The organism is Streptomyces enissocaesilis (genome assembly GCF_039533765.1).
Classification (GTDB): Bacteria; Actinomycetota; Actinomycetes; order Streptomycetales; family Streptomycetaceae; genus Streptomyces; species Streptomyces enissocaesilis.
Genome location: NZ_BAAAUD010000035.1, coordinates 13709 through 31671 on the forward strand (window position 1 = coordinate 13709; position 17963 = coordinate 31671).

Annotated in this window: 15 protein-coding genes; 8 read left to right on the forward strand and 7 right to left on the reverse strand. The window is 66.6% G+C overall.

The annotated features are described in order from the left end of the window. Positions 1 to 19: 19 nt before the first annotated feature. From gyrA to dnaA, 7 genes are all read right to left on the reverse strand, one after another. Positions 20 to 2689, reverse strand: coding sequence for a DNA gyrase subunit A (gene gyrA, locus ABD374_RS16620; RefSeq protein WP_344495916.1), 2670 nt, complete (start codon positions 2687 to 2689; stop codon positions 20 to 22). Positions 2690 to 2738: 49 nt separating this feature from the next. After that, the gene (gene gyrB, locus ABD374_RS16625; protein ID WP_344495918.1) at positions 2739 to 4805 is read right to left on the reverse strand and encodes a DNA topoisomerase (ATP-hydrolyzing) subunit B; all 2067 of its coding nucleotides are present in this window, start codon (positions 4803 to 4805) and stop codon (positions 2739 to 2741) included. Positions 4806 to 5075: 270 nt separating this feature from the next. After that, the gene (locus ABD374_RS16630) at positions 5076 to 5621 is read right to left on the reverse strand and encodes a DciA family protein (RefSeq protein ID WP_344495920.1); all 546 of its coding nucleotides are present in this window, start codon (positions 5619 to 5621) and stop codon (positions 5076 to 5078) included. Continuing rightward, the gene (gene recF, locus ABD374_RS16635; protein ID WP_344495922.1) at positions 5618 to 6748 is read right to left on the reverse strand and encodes a DNA replication/repair protein RecF; all 1131 of its coding nucleotides are present in this window, start codon (positions 6746 to 6748) and stop codon (positions 5618 to 5620) included. Before recF ends, ABD374_RS16630 begins: the two co-directional genes overlap by 4 nt. Positions 6749 to 6778: 30 nt before the next feature. Further along, complete coding sequence (gene gnd, locus ABD374_RS16640) at positions 6779 to 7657, reverse strand: phosphogluconate dehydrogenase (NAD(+)-dependent, decarboxylating) (protein WP_344495924.1); 879 nt, start codon at positions 7655 to 7657, stop codon at positions 6779 to 6781. A gap of 67 nt (positions 7658 to 7724) precedes the next feature. Continuing rightward, positions 7725 to 8855, reverse strand: coding sequence for a DNA polymerase III subunit beta (gene dnaN, locus ABD374_RS16645; RefSeq protein ID WP_344495925.1), 1131 nt, complete (start codon positions 8853 to 8855; stop codon positions 7725 to 7727). Positions 8856 to 9684: 829 nt separating this feature from the next. Next, positions 9685 to 11448 carry a chromosomal replication initiator protein DnaA gene (gene dnaA / locus ABD374_RS16650; RefSeq protein WP_344495926.1) on the reverse strand — a complete coding sequence of 588 codons (1764 nt, stop codon included), beginning with the start codon at positions 11446 to 11448 and terminating at the stop codon, positions 9685 to 9687. A gap of 356 nt (positions 11449 to 11804) precedes the next feature. On the opposite strand from dnaA, the gene rpmH reads away from it, so the two are divergent. The 8 genes from rpmH (at position 11805) to ABD374_RS16690 (ending at position 17704) form a co-directional block, all read left to right on the forward strand. Beyond that, complete coding sequence (gene rpmH / locus ABD374_RS16655) at positions 11805 to 11942, forward strand: 50S ribosomal protein L34 (RefSeq protein ID WP_019707372.1); 138 nt, start codon at positions 11805 to 11807, stop codon at positions 11940 to 11942. 18 nt (positions 11943 to 11960) lie between these two features. Beyond that, entirely contained in the window at positions 11961 to 12335 is a 375-nt protein-coding gene (rnpA, locus tag ABD374_RS16660) for a ribonuclease P protein component (protein ID WP_344495927.1), read from the forward strand. Next, a complete protein-coding gene (gene yidD, locus ABD374_RS16665) occupies positions 12332 to 12673 on the forward strand; it encodes a membrane protein insertion efficiency factor YidD (protein ID WP_344495928.1) in 342 nt (113 codons plus the stop codon). Before rnpA ends, yidD begins: the two co-directional genes overlap by 4 nt. 3 nt (positions 12674 to 12676) lie before the next feature. After that, positions 12677 to 13918: a membrane protein insertase YidC gene (gene yidC / locus ABD374_RS16670; RefSeq protein WP_344495929.1), complete on the forward strand. Its 1242-nt coding sequence runs from the start codon at positions 12677 to 12679 to the stop codon at positions 13916 to 13918. Between the two features lie 19 nt (positions 13919 to 13937). Next, positions 13938 to 14450 (forward strand): Jag family protein, encoded by a 513-nt coding sequence (locus ABD374_RS16675; protein ID WP_344495930.1) that lies wholly within the window; start codon positions 13938 to 13940, stop codon positions 14448 to 14450. Between the two features lie 113 nt (positions 14451 to 14563). After that, positions 14564 to 15280: a 16S rRNA (guanine(527)-N(7))-methyltransferase RsmG gene (gene rsmG / locus ABD374_RS16680; RefSeq protein ID WP_344495931.1), complete on the forward strand. Its 717-nt coding sequence runs from the start codon at positions 14564 to 14566 to the stop codon at positions 15278 to 15280. Between the two features lie 253 nt (positions 15281 to 15533). Then, positions 15534 to 16610, forward strand: coding sequence for a ParA family protein (locus ABD374_RS16685; RefSeq protein WP_344496134.1), 1077 nt, complete (start codon positions 15534 to 15536; stop codon positions 16608 to 16610). Next, a complete protein-coding gene (locus ABD374_RS16690) occupies positions 16607 to 17704 on the forward strand; it encodes a ParB/RepB/Spo0J family partition protein (protein ID WP_344495932.1) in 1098 nt (365 codons plus the stop codon). Before ABD374_RS16685 ends, ABD374_RS16690 begins: the two co-directional genes overlap by 4 nt. Positions 17705 to 17963: the final 259 nt, after the last annotated feature.

Here is a 17963-nt window from a genome sequence, read left to right on the forward strand (position 1 = left end):
CCGTGGCTCCACTCACGCTTTACTCCTCGTGCTGCCCGGCCGAAGGCGCAGCGCCCTCGGCGGATGAGGGCACAGCGCCCTCGACGGATTCGGCAACCCCGGCCGCGACGCCTTCGGCCCCGTCGACATCGGCCGCATCGACATCGGCCCCTTCGGGACCCTCGACCTCTTCAGCCTCACGACCGGCCTCGGCGTTGCGCGCGATACCGACGACGGCATCGCGCTTGCCCAGGTTGATCAGTTGGACGCCCATGGTGTCACGGCCCGTCTCCCTGACTTCGTTGACTCGCGTACGAATCACACCACCGCCGAGCGTGATGGCGAGGATCTCGTCCGTCTCCTCGACCACCAGCGCGCCGACCAGCGAGCCCCGGTCCTCCACGATCTTGGCGGCCTTGATACCCAGGCCGCCACGACCCTGAACTCGGTACTCGTCGACGGGGGTCCGCTTCGCGTACCCGCCATCGGTGGCAGTGAAGACGAACGTACCGGCCCGCACCACATTCATCGAGAGCAGTTCGTCCCCTTCGCGGAAACTCATGCCCTTCACCCCGGAAGTCGCACGCCCCATCGGCCGCAACGCCTCGTCGGTCGCCGTGAACCGGATCGACTGCGCCTTCTTGCTGACCAGCAGGAGATCGTCCTCGGCCGACACCAGCTCCGCGCCGATCAGCTCGTCGTCACCGCCGTCCGCGGTCTCCCGCAGATTGATCGCGATGACACCGCCCGAACGCGGCGAGTCGTAGTCCTTCAGCGGCGTCTTCTTCACCAGGCCGCCCTTGGTGGCCAGGATCAGATACGGCGCCGCGTCGTAGTCACGGATCGCCAGGATCTGCGCGATCTGCTCGTCCGGCTGGAAAGCGAGCAGGTTCGCGACATGCTGACCGCGCGCGTCCCGGCCGGCGTCGGGCAGCTCGTACGCCTTCGCCCGGTACACCCGGCCCTTGTTCGTGAAGAACAGCAGCCAGTGGTGCGTCGTCGACACGAAGAAGTGGTCGACGATGTCGTCCTCCTTCAGCTTCGCACCGCGCACGCCCTTGCCGCCGCGCTTCTGCGACCGGTAGTCGTCCGTCTTCGTACGCTTCACATAGCCGCCACGCGTGATCGTGACGACGATGTCCTCCTCGGCGATCAGGTCCTCGATGGACATGTCACCGTCGAAGGGCACCAGCTTGGAACGCCGGTCGTCACCGAACTTGTCGACGATCGCCGCCAGTTCCTCACTGATGATCTGCCGCTGACGCTCCGGCGAGGAGAGGATCGCGTTGTACTCGTTGATCTTCGCCTGGAGCTCGTCGTGCTCCGCGACGATCTTCTGACGCTCCAGCGCCGCCAGCCGGCGCAGCTGCATCTCCAGGATCGCGTTCGCCTGGATCTCGTCGATCGACAGCAGGCCCATCAGGCCCTCGCGCGCCACATCCACGGTCTGGCTGCGCCGGATCAGCGCGATGACCTCGTCGATCGAGTCCAGCGCCTTGAGCAGACCGCGCAGGATGTGCGCCCGCTCCTCCGCCTTGCGCAGACGGAAGCGCGTACGCCGGACGATGACCTCGATCTGGTGCGTCACCCAGTGCCGGATGAACGCGTCCAGCGACAGCGTGCGCGGCACGCCGTCGACGAGCGCCAGCATGTTCGCGCCGAAGTTCGTCTGGAGGTCGGTGTGCTTGTACAGGTTGTTCAGGACGACCTTCGCGACCGCGTCCCGCTTCAGCACGATGACCAGGCGCTGACCCGTACGCGACGAGGTCTCGTCACGGACGTCCGCGATGCCGCCGACCTTGCCGTCCTTCACCAGGTCGGCGATCTTCTGCGCCAGGTTGTCCGGGTTGGTCTGGTACGGAAGCTCCGTCACCACCAGGCACTGGCGGTTCTGGATCTCCTCGACCGCCACCACCGCGCGCATCGTGATCGAGCCGCGGCCCGTCCGGTACGCCTCCTCGATGCCCTTGCGGCCCACCACCAGCGCACCGGTCGGGAAGTCGGGGCCCTTGATGCGCTCCATCAGCGCGTCCAGGAGCTCCTCGTGGCCCGCCTCCGGGTTCTCCAGGAACCACTGCGCACCGGCCGCCACCTCCCGCAGGTTGTGCGGCGGGATGTTGGTGGCCATACCGACCGCGATACCCGCCGAACCGTTGATCAGCAGGTTCGGGAAGCGCGCCGGCAGGACCGTCGGCTCCTGGTTGCGGCCGTCGTAGTTGTCCTGGAAGTCGACGGTCTCCTCGTCGATGTCGCGGACCATCTCCATGGCCAGCGGCATCATCTTGCACTCGGTGTACCGCATCGCCGCGGCCGGGTCGTTGCCCGGAGAACCGAAGTTGCCGTTGGAGTCCACCAGCGGCATGCGCATCGACCAGTGCTGCGCCAGGCGCACCAGGGCGTCGTAGATCGAGGAGTCGCCGTGCGGGTGGTACGTACCCATGACGTCACCGACGACACGGGCGCATTTGTAGAAGCCCTTCTCGGGCCGGTAACCGCCGTCGTACATCGCGTACAGCACACGGCGGTGCACGGGCTTGAGACCGTCCCGCACGTCGGGCAGCGCACGCGACACGATGACGGACATCGCGTAGTCGAGGTACGAACGCTGCATCTCCGTCTCGAGCCCCACGGGCTCGACACGCATGCCCACGCCCTCGACGGGCGGCACCTCTTCGGGCGTCACGGGGGCGGGGGTGTTCTCGTCGGCCATTGCTGGTCAAAGTCCTTTCGAGCTGCGGCTGGTGGCTTGCACGGCCGACTCAGATGTCGAGGAAGCGGACGTCCTTGGCGTTGCGCTGGATGAACGAGCGCCGCGCCTCGACGTCCTCACCCATCAGCACCGAGAACAGGTCGTCGGCCTGCGCCGCGTCGTCCAGGGTCACCTGGCCGAGAACCCGGTGGTCCACGTCCATCGTGGTGATGCGCAGCTCCTCGGCGTTCATCTCGCCGAGACCCTTGAAGCGCTGGATCGAGTCGTCCCGCACCCGCTTGCCGTTCTGCTTGCCGAGCTCGACGAGCGCGTCGCGCTCACGGTCCGAGTACGCGTACTCGAAGTCGTCCCGACCCCACTTGATCTTGAACAGCGGCGGGCGCGACAGGTACACGTGCCCCGCCTCGACCAGCGGCCGCATGAAGCGGAACAGGAACGTCAGCAGCAGCGTGTTGATGTGCTGACCGTCGACGTCGGCGTCCGCCATCAGAATGATCTTGTGATAGCGGAGCTTCTCGATGTCGAAGTCCTCGTGCACACCCGTGCCGAACGCCGAGATCAGCGCCTGCACCTCGGTGTTCTGAAGAATCTTGTCGATCCGCGCCTTCTCGACGTTCAGGATCTTGCCGCGGATCGGCAGGATGGCCTGGTACATCGGGTTACGGCCCGACTTCGCCGAACCACCGGCCGAGTCACCCTCGACGATGAAGATCTCGCACTTCGTCGGGTCGTTCGACTGGCAGTCACTGAGCTTGCCCGGCAGCGACGCCGACTCCAGCAGGCCCTTGCGACGCGTCAGATCGCGCGCCTTGCGGGCCGCGACCCGCGCCGTGGCCGCCTGGATCGCCTTGCGGATGATGTCCGCGGCCTCGTTCGGGTTGCGGTCGAACCAGTCGTTGAGGTGCTCGTGCACGACCTTCTGCACGAAGGTCTTCGCCTCCGTGTTGCCCAGCTTGGTCTTCGTCTGCCCCTCGAACTGCGGCTCGCCCAGCTTCACCGAGATGATCGCCGTCAGACCCTCGCGGATGTCCTCACCGGCGAGGTTGTCGTCCTTCTCGCGCAGGAACTTCTTCTCGCGCGCGTAACGGTTCACCAGACCCGTCATCGCCGCACGGAAGCCCTCCTCGTGCGTACCGCCCTCATGGGTGTGGATCGTGTTCGCGAAGGAGTACACACCCTCCGTGTACTGCGAGTTCCACTGCATCGCGATCTCGACCGAGAGCATGCGCTCCTTGTCCTCGGCCTCGACGTCGATGACGGTCGGGTGGATCAGCTCACCCTTGCGCGAATTCAGGTACTTCACGAAGTCGACGATGCCGTCCTCGTAGTGGTACATGACCGAAAGCGCCTGGTCGTCGTCCGTACCGTCGGCCGTGTCCGCCCCGGACACCGCCTTCGCGGACTCCCGCTCGTCGGTGAGCTTCAGCGTCAGGCCCTTGTTGAGGAACGCCATCTCCTGGAAGCGCCGCGACAGCGTCTCGAAGGAGTAGTCCGTCGTCTCAAAAATGTCCGGATCGGCCCAGAAAGTGACTGTAGTGCCGGTCTCCTCCGTGGCCTCGTTCCGGGCCAGCGGCGCCGTCGGCACACCGAGCTTGTAGTCCTGCGTCCAGCGGTAGCCGTCACGCCTGACCTCGACGGCCACCCTCGTCGACAGCGCGTTCACGACAGAAACGCCGACACCGTGCAGACCGCCGGAGACGGCATAGCCGCCACCGCCGAACTTGCCGCCCGCGTGCAGGACGGTCAGCACGACCTCGACGGCCGGCTTGTTCTCGGACGGCACGATGTCCACCGGGATACCACGGCCGTTGTCGATCACACGCACCCCGCCGTCCGGCAGGATCGTGACGTCGATCATGTCCGCATGCCCGGCCAGAGCCTCGTCGACCGAGTTGTCGACGACCTCCTGCACAAGGTGATGAAGACCACGCTCACCGGTCGAGCCGATGTACATACCGGGCCGCTTGCGGACCGCGTCCAGGCCCTCGAGCACGGTAATCGCGCTGGCGTCGTAGGCCGCCGAGACGGCATCCTCGCCGCCCGCGACAGCAGTGGACGGAATGTTCTCGTTGGGGTCGCCGGAATCGGCCACGAAGCGCCCTTTCTGGCACAGCACGAGCCGAAACCGCGACAAACGGGACCGGCTGCGTCGTTCTGTATAAGTCGACGTGTCCCGCACGCGGGCGGGATTCTTTACCAGTCTACCGGTAGCGCAGACACTCATGGGGGTTTGCCGGTACCTGAGTCCCCATGTGCCGACCTGAACCGGCGCCGTCCGACTCCCCATATCCGGGAAGGGGCTCCAAGAGGCTCACACGGGCATTCAGCGCTTCCAGCTGTCAAGCACCTCCCACCGTGAGCGACACCTCACGCGTACACCCACTTCTCAGCCGTACGTGTCCCCCGGACCCGTACTCCCCGGAGCCCGCAGAGCACCGAAACGACGCGGCGGACCACCCGGCCCCCAGATCTTGATCATCCGCACCGTGTCCCGGCCCAGATCCTTGTTCAGCCGCGTCAGCAACTCCCGCTGCATGAGCCGCAACTGCGTCGCCCACGCCGTCGAATCGCACTGCACCGTGAGAACCCGCTCGTCCTCGTCATAACGCTGCGGCACACAGTGATTCGCCAGATCCCCGCCCACGATCTCCGGCCACCGCCCCATCACCCCGCCGACCGCCATCGGCATCTCCCAGCCGCGCTCCGTCTTCAACCGGTCCAGCGCCGCACCCAACGCCAACGGATCACGGCCGTCCGCCCCCGACCCCGACCGCAACCCACCACCACGCCTGGCCTGCGTCCTCTGCTGCGCCGCCGCACCCCGGGCCCGCGCCTGCTCCTTCGCCGCCCGCAACGCCACCCGCGCCAGATCCACCCCGGACGGCTCGGGCACCTTCGGCTGCCGCGGAAACTCCCCACCCGCACCCGTCATACCCGCACCACCTCGCCACCGGCCACCACACACCGCGCGCCCGCCAGCACCCCCGGCACATCGTCGTCCACCGCGGCCGTCACCAGCACCTGCTCACCCGGCGCAACCAGCTCCGCCAGCCGCTCCCGGCGCCGCGCGTCCAGCTCCGCGAAAACATCGTCGAGCACCAGCACCGGCTCATTGCCCTCGGACCGCAACAAGTCGTACGAAGCGAGCCGCAACGACAACGCGTACGACCACGACTCGCCATGACTCGCATAACCCTTCGCCGGCAGCTGCCCCAGCTTCAGCACCAGATCGTCCCGATGCGGACCCACCAACGTCACACCCCGCTCGATCTCCTGCTTCCGCGCACCCGCCAGCGCCTCGATCAGCTGCCCGTACAGCTCCTCACGCGACCGCGCCGCCCCGACACCCTCACCGACCGAACTCCGGTACTCCAACAGCACCGGCCCCCCGCCCGGCGCCAGCTGCTCGTACGCCTTGTCCGCCAGCGGCTGCAGCGTCGCGATCAGATCCAGCCGCTGCGCCAGCAGCTCCGCACCGACCTGACCCAGATGCTGGTCCCACACATCCAGCGTCGACATGTCCATCGAACGCCCGCCGTGCCTGCGCGCCATCGCCGCCGACTTCAAGAGCGTGTTCCGCTGCTTCAGCACCCGCTCGTAGTCCGACCGCACCCCCGCCATCCGCGGCGAACGCGCAGTGATCAGCTCGTCGAGGAACCGCCGACGCTCACCCGGATCCCCCTTCACCAGGGCCAGATCCTCCGGCGCGAACAGCACCGTCCGTACGATCCCCAGCACATCACGCGGCCTGACCTGCGAAGACCTGTTGACACGCGCACGATTCGCCCGGCCCGGATTCAGCTCCAGCTCCACCAGCTGCTGCCGCTCGCCCTGCGTCACCGCGGCCCGGATGACAGCCCGCTCCGCACCCGTCCGCACCAGCGGCGCGTCCGAGGACACCCGGTGACTGCCGAGCGTCGCGAGATAACCGACCGCCTCGACCAGGTTCGTCTTGCCCTGCCCGTTCGCCCCCACAAAAACAGTGACGCCCGGATCGAGAGGAACTTCGACCCGGGCGTACGAGCGGAAGTCGGCCAGCGACAGATGCGTGACATGCATGGTGTACGCCGACCTTCTCCCCGCTCTGAACTACTTCTTCGACTCGACCGCGTGACCACCGAACTGGTTGCGCAGGGCAGCGATCATCTTCATCTGCGGAGAGTCGTCCTGACGCGACGCGAACCGCGCGAACAGCGACGCGGTGATCGCCGGCAGCGGCACGGCGTTGTCGATCGCGGCCTCGACCGTCCAGCGGCCCTCACCCGAGTCCGCGGCGAACCCGCGGAGCTTCTCCAGGTGCTCGTCGTCGTCCAGCGCGTTGACCGCCAGGTCCAGCAGCCAGGAACGGATGACCGTGCCCTCCTGCCAGGACCGGAAGACCTCGCGCACGTCCGTGACGGAGTCGACCTTCTCCAGCAGCTCCCAGCCCTCGGCGTACGCCTGCATCATGGCGTACTCGATGCCGTTGTGAACCATCTTCGCGAAGTGGCCGGCGCCGACCTTGCCCGCGTGCACCGAACCGAAGTCGCCCTCCGGCTTCAGCGCGTCGAAGATCGGCTGCACCTTCGCCACGTTCTCGGCGTCGCCGCCGTACATCAGCGCGTAGCCGTTCTCCAGACCCCAGACACCACCGGAGACGCCGCAGTCGACGAACCCGATGCCCTTGAGACCCAGCTCCGCCGCGTGCTTCTCGTCGTCCGTCCAGCGCGAGTTCCCGCCGTCCACGACCACGTCGCCGGGCTCCAGCAGCTCGGCCAGCTCGTCCACGGTGGACTGGGTCGCGGCACCGGCCGGAACCATCACCCACACGACCCGCGGACCCTTGAGCTTGGCCACAAGCTCCTCGAGGCTGTGCACATCGGCGACGTCCGGATTGCGGTCGTAACCGATGACGGTGTGGCCTGCGCGGCGGATGCGCTCCCGCATGTTGCCGCCCATTTTGCCGAGGCCGACGAGACCGAGCTCCATCAGAGATTCCTTAAGCGTCGTGGCGATACTTACCCGGGAACGAGCCTACGCCCGGCCCGTGAAGACCTCAGCCCGAGAGCCGCACCGGCATGATCAGGTACTTGTACGCCTCGTTCGCCTCGGCATCCACCGCGGGCCGGCCACTGAGCAGCGCCGGCTTGGTGGACGTCGTGAAGGAGAGCTGGGCGACCGGCGAATCGATCGCGCTCAGGCCGTCCAGCAGGAAGGTCGGGTTGAAGGCGATCGAGATGTCGTCGCCGTCGAGGTTCGCGTCGACCCTCTCCACAGCCTGTGCGTCGTCGCTCGATCCCGCTTCGAGGATCAGCACGCCCTGCTCGAAGCTGAGCCGGACCGGGGTGTTGCGCTCGGCGACCAGCGCCACACGCTTGACGGCCTCGACGAACGGGGCGGTCTCGATGACGGCGATCGAGTTGAACTCGGTCGGGAAGAGCGTCCGGTACTTCGGCAGGTCGCCTTCGAGCAGCCGCGTCGTCGTCCGACGGCCCGCACCCTCGAAGCCGATCAGGCCCTCACCGGCACCCGAGCTGGAGAGCGCGATGGTCACCGTGTCACCACTGGTCAGCGACTTGGCGGTGTCCAGCAGGGTCTTGGCGGGCACCAGGGCGACGGCGGACGCCTCCGGGTCCTCGGGCTTCCACAGGAACTCGCGGACCGCGAAGCGGTAGCGGTCGGTGGAGGCCAGGGTGACCGTGTCGCCCTCGATCTCGATGCGCACGCCGGTGAGGACGGGCAGCGTGTCGTCACGGCCGGCGGCGATGGCCACCTGGGCTGCGGCGGAGGCGAAGACCTCACCGGGAACGGTGCCGGTCGCGGTCGGCATCTGCGGCAGCGCCGGGTACTCCTCCACAGGCAGTGTGTGCAGTGTGAACCGCGAGGAGCCGCAGACCACCGTCGCCCGTACACCGTCTGTGGAAATCTCCACCGGCCGGTTCGGCAGGGCGCGGCAGATGTCGGCGAGGAGCCGGCCGGAGACGAGAACGGTGCCGTCCTCCTCCACGTCCGCCTCGACCGAGACCCGCGCCGAGACCTCGTAGTCGAAGCCGGAGAGGCTCAGCGCGCCTTCCTCCGCCTTCAGAAGAAGGCCCGCGAGAACGGGCACCGGCGGACGGGCCGGGAGGCTGCGAGCCGTCCAGGCCACCGCCTCCGCGAGTACATCGCGCTCAACCCGGATCTTCACCGGAACCGCCTCCTGCTTGTTGCTGGCTCGCCCTGCTGGCCGTCGTGGTCTGGGGTCGTCTGGCTGTGTTGCCGGGAACCAGTCTGACGCACGGCACCGACAGTCGGTGCGGCTCGGGGTCAAGTCGTGGCGAGAGGCGTCGCCGGCTCCGAGCCCGAGTTGTGCACAGGCCCTTCTTCCAAGCGATTTCCGAGCTAACTCTAAGTGGGAGTAGTAGTAGGGCCTGTGGAAACGGTGGATAACCCTGTTTCCACAGGTCAGGCCCACTTTTTTGTCCACCGGCCCTGTGGGCGGGCCCCGTGGAAAACCAAGGGGTTCTGTGGACACGCGAAAGTTCTGCACACCCCATGCACAGGCGGGGGTCACTTCTCCCCAGTGCTGTCCCCAGCTTTACCCGCGTTCCCCACAGCCCAACCCAGCCCCTTGGTGTGACCGCTTTCACTCGACACGGTGAGAGCGTGTGTTTCGTTGCCGAACAGTGGACAGCGGTGTGGATTAGCTGTGCACAACATGGTCCTGCCTGTGGGTTGCCGGTGGACAACCAAGAGTGGTCCCTGTGGACAGTTTCTCTGTCCACAGCCTGTGGATGAAGGTTGGCCACAAATCCACAACCACCTGACCTGGAGTGATGAACCTCCAGGGATCGCGCCTGTGGACCCGATCTGGACAACTCGGAAGTCCCCAGGGTGTGGACAGCGCATCCTGCTCTCTTCTGTGGAGAACCGAGCCGGGTGGCTACGCGTTCGAACACCGTGGAGTCGCGGAACCCCGAAGGGCGCCCCGGGAGTACGTCCCGGGGCGCCCTTCGGGCGGTGTTTCCGGTGCCGGGTCAGCCGTTCTTGATGCGGTTCGTGAGCTCGGTGACCTGGTTGTAGATGGAGCGTCGCTCCGCCATCAGCGCGCGGATCTTGCGGTCGGCGTGCATCACGGTCGTGTGGTCGCGGCCGCCGAACTGTGCGCCGATCTTGGGCAGTGAGAGGTCTGTCAGCTCCCGGCACAGGTACATCGCGATCTGCCGGGCCGTCACCAGCACGCGACTGCGGGACGACCCGCAGAGGTCCTCCACGGTCAGCCCGAAGTAGTCCGCGGTGGACGCCATGATGGCGCCCGCCGTGATCTCGGGAGACGCGTCCTCGCCGCCGGGGATCAGGTCCTTGAGCACGATCTCGGTGAGGCCGAGGTCCACGGGCTGCCGGTTGAGCGACGCGAAGGCCGTCACACGGATCAGCGCGCCCTCCAGCTCGCGGATGTTGCGCGAGATGCGGGACGCGATGAACTCAAGCACCTCGGGCGGTGCGTTGAGCTGCTCCTGCACCGCCTTCTTGCGGAGGATCGCGATGCGCGTCTCCAGCTCGGGCGGCTGTACGTCGGTGGTCAGGCCCCATTCGAAGCGGTTGCGCAGCCGGTCCTCCAGGGTCACCAGCTGCTTGGGCGGCCGGTCCGAGGACAGCACGATCTGCTTGTTGGCGTTGTGGAGCGTGTTGAAGGTGTGGAAGAACTCCTCCTGTGTCGACTCCTTGCTCGCGAGGAACTGGATGTCGTCGACGAGCAGGATGTCCACGTCGCGGTAGCGCTTGCGGAAGGCGTCGCCCTTGCCGTCGCGGATGGAGTTGATGAACTCGTTGGTGAACTCCTCGGAGCTCACGTAGCGCACGCGCGTGCCGGGGTAGAGGCTCCGTGCGTAGTGCCCGATCGCGTGCAGCAGGTGCGTCTTGCCGAGTCCTGACTCTCCGTAGATGAAGAGCGGGTTGTACGCCTTCGCCGGCGCCTCGGCGACGGCCACGGCGGCCGCGTGCGCGAAGCGGTTGGACGAGCCGATGACGAAGGTGTCGAAGAGGTACTTCGGGTTGAGGCGGGCGTGCGGTTCGCCGGGGCCCGGCGTCGAGGGCTGCGCGGCCAGGGGGCCGGGGGCGCCGCTGCCGGCGGACATCATCGAGGAGCCGGGGCCGCCGCGGTGCGGGGCGGGCTGGTCCTGGTGGTCGCGGCGTTCGGGGCGCTCTGCACGCTCGTGGCGCTCGTGGCGCTCGTGACGCGGGGACTGGTCGTAGTGCGGCTGCTCGTACTGCTGGTGCTCGGGCGGCTGCTGCCGGTAGTCGTGCTGCGGGGGGCGCGAGGCGTACGGGTCGCGTTCCTGGAATCCGCCGAGCCGGGGCTGCTGCCAGCCGTGGTCCTCCTGCGGGCGGGGCCAGGCGCCCTGCTCGTGGCGGGGCTGCCGGTAGTCGGGATAGGCGGGCCTGGCGGTCGGCAGGTCGTCGGCCTGGGGCCGGTGTCCGTAGTTGTCGTACGACTCGTGCGGGGGCTGCTGCGGGGCGGGCTCTCCCGCGGAGTCGTCGACGGTGATCGCGATCCGGATCGGACGGCCGCACTCGCGGCTCAGGGTCTCGCTGATGAGGGGGGCGAGCCGGCCTTCGAGGACGCGCTTGCCCCATTCATTGGGGACGGCGAGCAGTGCGGTGTCGGCGACCAGCGCGAGCGGCTGGCAGCGTTCGATCCACTGTTTGTCCTTGGGTTCGATGCCCTGCTGGCCCTCTTTGAGGAGGTGCTCCAGCACTCGCGGCCACACTGCGGCAAGATCGGCAGGTACGTCAGCCACAGGGCACGCTCTCTCACAGGTCCCACGAATGTGTGGTTCTAGGGACGGGATGGAAGGACAGGCAGGAAAGGAATCCAAGTTCAGTCACGGTAGTCGTGGCGCATCGCACGGTTCAAGTTGTTGTCCACAGGCTGTGCACAGTCGCCCGGCAACAAGGTGTCGGTTTGACCGGATGGCGTAGCCGCGCGTACCGTGACCAGGTCGAGTTGTCGATGGCTGCTGCCGCCTGCCTCCGATGGGCAAAGATCACGGTCTGTGATCGTGAAGCGGTGCACACGGGCGTTGCGAGCTTCCTCGTGGGCGCACGGTGACAGCCAGGCGATGCCCCGCCACCACACCACTTCTGGAGCCCCCGAGTGAGCAAGCGCACCTTCCAGCCGAACAACCGTCGTCGCGCCAAGACCCACGGTTTCCGTCTTCGCATGCGGACGCGTGCCGGTCGCGCCATCCTGGCGACTCGCCGTGCCAAGGGCCGCACGCGCCTTTCCGCCTGATCACCTACAGGTCATGACGTGCTGCCTACCGAGAATCGGCTGAGGCGGCGCGAGGACTTCGCGACCGCGGTACGCCGAGGACGCCGGGCCGGACGCCCGCTCCTCGTCGTCCACCTACGCAGTAGCGGTGCAACGGACCCGCACGCGCCTGGGGAGAGCGTTCCCCAGCCGCGTGCGGGTTTCGTCGTCAGCAAAGCCGTTGGCAATGCTGTGGTGCGCAACGTGGTGAAGCGGAGGCTTCGCCACCTTGTCCGGGACCGTCTGTCGGAGCTGCCCCCCGGTAGCCTGGTTGTCGTACGGGCATTGCCCGGAGCAGGCGATGCCGACCATGCACAGCTGGCCCGAGACCTGGATGCCGCGCTTCAGCGGCTGCTGGGAGGGGGCACGCGATGAAGTACCCGCTGCTGGCTCTGATCAAGCTGTACCAGTGGACGATCAGTCCGTTGCTCGGACCTGTCTGCCGGTACTACCCGTCGTGCTCCCACTACGGGTTTACGGCCATCGACCGGCACGGCGCGGTCAAGGGCACGGCCCTGACCGCCTGGCGCATCCTGCGGTGCAACCCGTGGTCGCCGGGCGGTGTGGACCATGTCCCGCCGCGCAGACGACCGCGTTGGCACGAAGCGCTGCGCAATGCGTGGAGCGGCAACCGCGGCAGCAAGGGCGGGCAGCACTCCGCCGCTGAGATCAACCCGGCCGCAGAGACCTCGCCCAATGCTCAAGGAGCCTGATTAGTGGACACGATTGCCAGTCTCTTCAGTTTTATCACCACCCCGGTTTCCTGGGTCATCGTCCAGTTCCACACGATGTACGGGGCGCTTTTCGGGCCTGACACGGGCTGGGCCTGGGGTCTGTCCATCGTGTCCCTGGTGGTGCTGATCCGGATCTGTCTGATCCCGCTGTTCGTCAAGCAGATCAAGTCGACGCGTGGCATGCAGGCGCTCCAGCCTGAGATGAAGAAGATCCAGGAGCGCTACAAGAACGACAAGCAGCGTCAGTCCGAAGAGATGATGAAGCTGTACAAGGAGACGGGTACCAACCCGTTGTCCTCGTGCCTTCCCATCCTGGCGCAGTCGCCGTTCTTCTTCGCCCTGTACCACGTGCTCTCCAGCATCGCCTCGGGCAAGACCGTCGGCGTTATCAACGACTCGCTGCTGGCGAGCGCGCGTGAGGCGCACATCTTCGGTGCTCCGCTGGCTGCGAAGTTCACGGACAGCGCGGCGGACATGGTGAAGTTCGACGCCTCTCTGCTCGATGTCCGCATCATCACCGCGATCATGATCGTCCTGATGTCGGCGTCGCAGTTCTACACGCAGCGCCAGCTGATGACGAAGAACGTCGACCTGACGGTGAAGACGCCGTTCATGCAGCAGCAGAAGATGCTGATGTACATCTTCCCGGTCATGTTCGCCGTCATGGGCATCAACTTCCCCGTCGGTGTCCTCGTCTACTGGCTGACCACCAACGTGTGGACCATGGGCCAGCAGATGTACGTGATCCACGGCAACCCGACTCCGGGCAGCAAGGCGCAGGCCCAGCTGCTGGAGCGGATGCAGAAGTCGATCGTCAAGCACGGCAAGGTGCGCAGCCGGCGCGAGCGCAACGTGGTCAAGCAGATCGCCGCCAAGGGCCGTGAGCGCAATGAGGCCGAGCGTAAGTTCGTCAGGGGTCTCGGCATGGCGCGTCTGACCGTGCAGCCTGACGGCACCGTGGCGAAGGGCGAACCCGAGGTCGAGGCCGAGGGCGGCGCTACGGCCGACTCCGGCCCGAAGCGGCAGCAGCCCAAGCGTCTGACCAAGGCGCAGCGTCAGTCCGGCATCGAGCCTGTGGCGACGAAGACCTCGCTGCAGAAGGAAGAGCCCGAGCAGGCCGACAAGCCCAAGACGGCCGGCAAGCCTGCTTCCGGTTCCGCACGCCAAGCCAAGTCCGGGCAGCGCAAGGGCCAGCAGCGGCCCAAGCACCCGTCCAAGAAGTAATTAATAAGGAGTCCATCCCGTGACGGAAGGCACCACCTCCGTGGCCGCTGAGGGTGTCGACACCCTGACCCGCCTCGAGCAGGAAGGGGAGATCGCGGCCGACTACCTTGAGGGTCTGCTCGACATCACCGACCTCGACGGTGACATCGACATGGATGTCGAGGCCGATCGGGCTTCGGTCTCGATCATCAGTGACGCGGGTAGCCGTGATCTTCAGAAGCTCGTGGGTCGCGACGGTGAGGTGCTGGAGGCGCTTCAGGAGCTGACGCGTCTCGCCGTGCACCGTGAGACCGGGGACCGCAGCCGGTTGATGCTGGACATCGCGGGCTTCCGGGCCAAGAAGCGCGAAGAGCTCGCAGAGCTCGGCGCCAAGGCCGCGAATGATGTGAAGAGCACGGGCGAGCCGGTGAAGCTGGACCCGATGACGCCCTTCGAGCGCAAGGTCGTGCACGACGCGATCGCAGCGGCGGGTCTGCGCAGTGAGTCCGAGGGCGAGGAGCCGCAGCGCTTCGTCGTTGTGCTCCCGGCCTGACCGGTCCCTCGCCTGTCGGCCCCGTCTGTTCGCAGGCGGGGCCGATCTTTGTCAGCCTGATAGTCAGCCACCAGTGCGGTAGCGCGGTAGCGCGGTACGGAAGGACGGTCCCCGTGACGGAGGAAGCAGCGCTTCCCCAGGCGCCTGAAGAGGCGCGGGCGGTATTCGGTGAGTGCTTTCCAGAGGCCGTCCGGTACGCGGAACTGCTCGCGGACGCCGGAGTCGAGCGAGGTCTGATCGGCCCGCGTGAGGTGCCGCGGTTGTGGGAGCGGCACTTGCTGAACTGTGCGGTGCTCTCCGAGGTCGTTCCCGAAGGGGTCACGGTCTGCGATGTGGGGTCGGGCGCCGGGCTTCCGGGCATCCCGCTGGCGCTGGTGCGCCCGGACCTGAAGATCACCCTGTTGGAGCCTCTTCTGCGGCGCACGAACTTCCTTCAGGAAGTGGTCGAGCTGCTGGGCCTGGAGCATGTGACGGTGGTGCGTGGCCGTGCGGAGGAAGTCCTCGGGAAGCTGCCGCCGGTTCATGTGGTGACGGCGCGGGCTGTGGCACCGCTGGACCGGCTGGCCGGCTGGGGGGTTCCCCTGCTGCGTCCGTACGGGGAGATGCTGGCGCTCAAGGGTGACACCGCCGAGGAGGAGCTCAAGAGCACCCGTTCCGCGCTGAGTAAGCTCGGTGTGGTGGAGACGGAGGTGCTGCACGTCGGTGAGGGCGTGGTGGATCCGTTGTCCACGGTGGTGCGTGTGAAGGTCGGGGAGAGCCCCGGCGGGGTGCGGTTCGCGGCCAAGCGGGCCAAGGCTGCGCGAACGGGGCGTACACGTCGGCGCCGGTAATCTGCGCTGTCTGTCCATGATGCTGCACACGATCTGCCATATGTACGTATTTCGGAGTGTCGTGAAGGCGTAGCTGTGGAGCCGGTGCATCGTGTTTCACGTGAAACACCGCTCTCTGCTGCATGGAATCATCAGCCGCACTCGTGAGGCTGCCGCGCCGCGCGACCGCAGGCCCGTGAGGGCTACGGAGTTGTTCACAGAGGTGGATTCCTCCACAGAAGAACGGACCTCGCTGGTTCATGACCCCGAAAGCATGGCAGGCTCTGTGCATTGCGAGCCTGAAGTCGAGGAGAGTGAATCCTTGCGGTCCGACGCCAACATCGCGGGACCGATGACCGACCCGGTCCCCGGTCCCCGAACCGAATCGGAGGGGGAGGATGTTTCACGTGAAACGCCGCCCCCGATGGACGACACCCCCATTGGTCGTGCTGCTCAACTGGCGGTAGAGGCTTTTGGCCGCGCCGGTGAGGGCATGCCCCGGCCTGAGCAGACCCGCATCATGGTGGTGGCCAACCAAAAGGGCGGCGTCGGGAAGACCACGTCGACGGTCAACCTTGCCGCTTCGCTCGCGCTGCACGGCGCACGCGTCCTGGTGATCGACCTCGACCCGCAGGGCAATGCTTCCACGGCGCTGGGGATCGACCATCACGCCGAAGTCCCTTCGATCTATGACGTCCTGGTCGACAGCAGGCCGCTCTCCGAAGTGGTTCAGCCGGTCCCGGACGTCGAAGGCCTCTTCTGCGCCCCGGCCACTATTGATCTCGCCGGTGCAGAGATCGAACTGGTCTCGCTGGTGGCGAGGGAGAGCCGCTTGCAGCGGGCCATCCAGGCGTACGAGCAGCCGCTGGATTACATCCTCATCGACTGCCCGCCTTCGCTGGGCCTGCTGACGGTCAATGCGATGGTCGCCGGGGCGGAGGTGCTGATCCCCATCCAGTGCGAGTACTACGCGCTCGAAGGCCTGGGGCAGCTCCTTCGGAACGTCGATCTGGTGCGGGGGCATCTCAACCCCGACCTGCATGTGTCAACGATTCTGCTGACCATGTATGACGGAAGGACGCGGCTGGCCTCTCAGGTTGCTGACGAAGTGCGTACCCACTTCGGCAAGGAGGTGCTCAGGACGAGCATCCCGCGGTCCGTGCGTATCTCCGAAGCACCGAGTTATGGGCAGACCGTGCTCACCTATGACCCGGGGTCCAGTGGGTCACTGTCGTACCTCGAAGCGGCCCGTGAGATCGCGCTGCGGGGTGTCGGGGTGCATTACGACCCGCAGCATGCCCACTCGGGCAGCCAGAACAGTCAGCAGAGCATGCCGGAGGGGATCCAGTGAGTGACCGACGTAGAGGATTGGGGCGCGGGCTCGCCGCGTTGATCCCGCCCGCTTCATCGGAGAATCCGGGCGTGCCCGTAGGGCTGGCTTCGACGTCTCCCGGAGCGGTGCCGGTGCTGACCACGGAGCGCGGAGTGGCCGCCGCGAAGGTGACTTCGCTTCCTGCGGCTTCTGTTTCACGTGAAACAGAAGCTCCCGTGCGGGAGTGGGAGTCGGCAGAGCTCGATGAAGTCGCCGGAGTTCACTTCGCTGAGCTGCTGCTGGACTCCATCAAGCCGAATTCGAAGCAGCCCCGTAAGGAGTTCGACGAGGAAGCCCTCGCGGAACTGGTCACCTCCATCAAGGAGGTGGGTCTCCTCCAGCCTGTCGTCGTACGGCAGCTGGGACATGAGCGCTACGAGCTCATCATGGGTGAGCGCCGCTGGCGGGCCTGCAAGAAAGCAGGGCTGGAGAGGATCCCCGCGATCGTCCGGGCCACGGAGGACGAGAAGCTGCTCCTCGACGCACTGCTGGAGAACTTGCACAGGGCTCAGCTCAACCCGCTGGAAGAGGCAGCGGCGTACGACCAGCTGCTCAAGGACTTCAATTGCACCCACGACCAGTTGGCCGACCGGATCGGGCGCTCGCGCCCGCAGGTCTCCAACACGCTGCGTCTGCTGAAGCTGTCGCCTTCGGTGCAGAGCAAGGTCGCGGCGGGTGTGATCTCCGCCGGTCATGCGCGGGCCCTGCTCGGCGTGGAGGATTCGGAGGAACAGGACCGTCTGGCGCACCGCATCGTGGCCGAGGGACTGTCAGTGCGTTCGGTCGAGGAAATCGTCACTCTGATGGACTCACGTCCACAGAGCTCTCCCAAGGCGAAGAGCCCGCGGGCGGGTGCCCGGGTGTCGCCTGCCCTGACTGGTCTCGCTTCCCGGCTTTCGGACCGGTTCGAGACCCGGGTGAAGGTCGACCTGGGACAGAAGAAGGGAAAGATCGTCGTCGAGTTTGCCTCGATGGACGATCTGGAGCGGATTCTCGGGACGCTTGCCCCCGGCGAGGGGCGGGTCCTGCAGAAGGGACTCACCGAAGAGAACGCGGAGGACGGCGAGAGCTGAACTCTCGGTCGAGCCGTCGCAGGGCGGGTCGTGTTCCGGAGTGAACCGGAACACGACCCGCCCTTTGTTTTCCCACGGTGTCCGTCCGATCGCATGGTGGATACGATGCCTTCTGGTATGGCACATCCACCTTGGTTCACTTGAGAGGGAGGTTGGGGGTCATGCGATCGGTGAGCCGCAGCCGGCTGGTGACAGCAGGGCTGAGTGTCGGGGCAGTCGGCGGGTTCGTCGGCAGTCTGCTCCGGGAACGGGGCGTTCT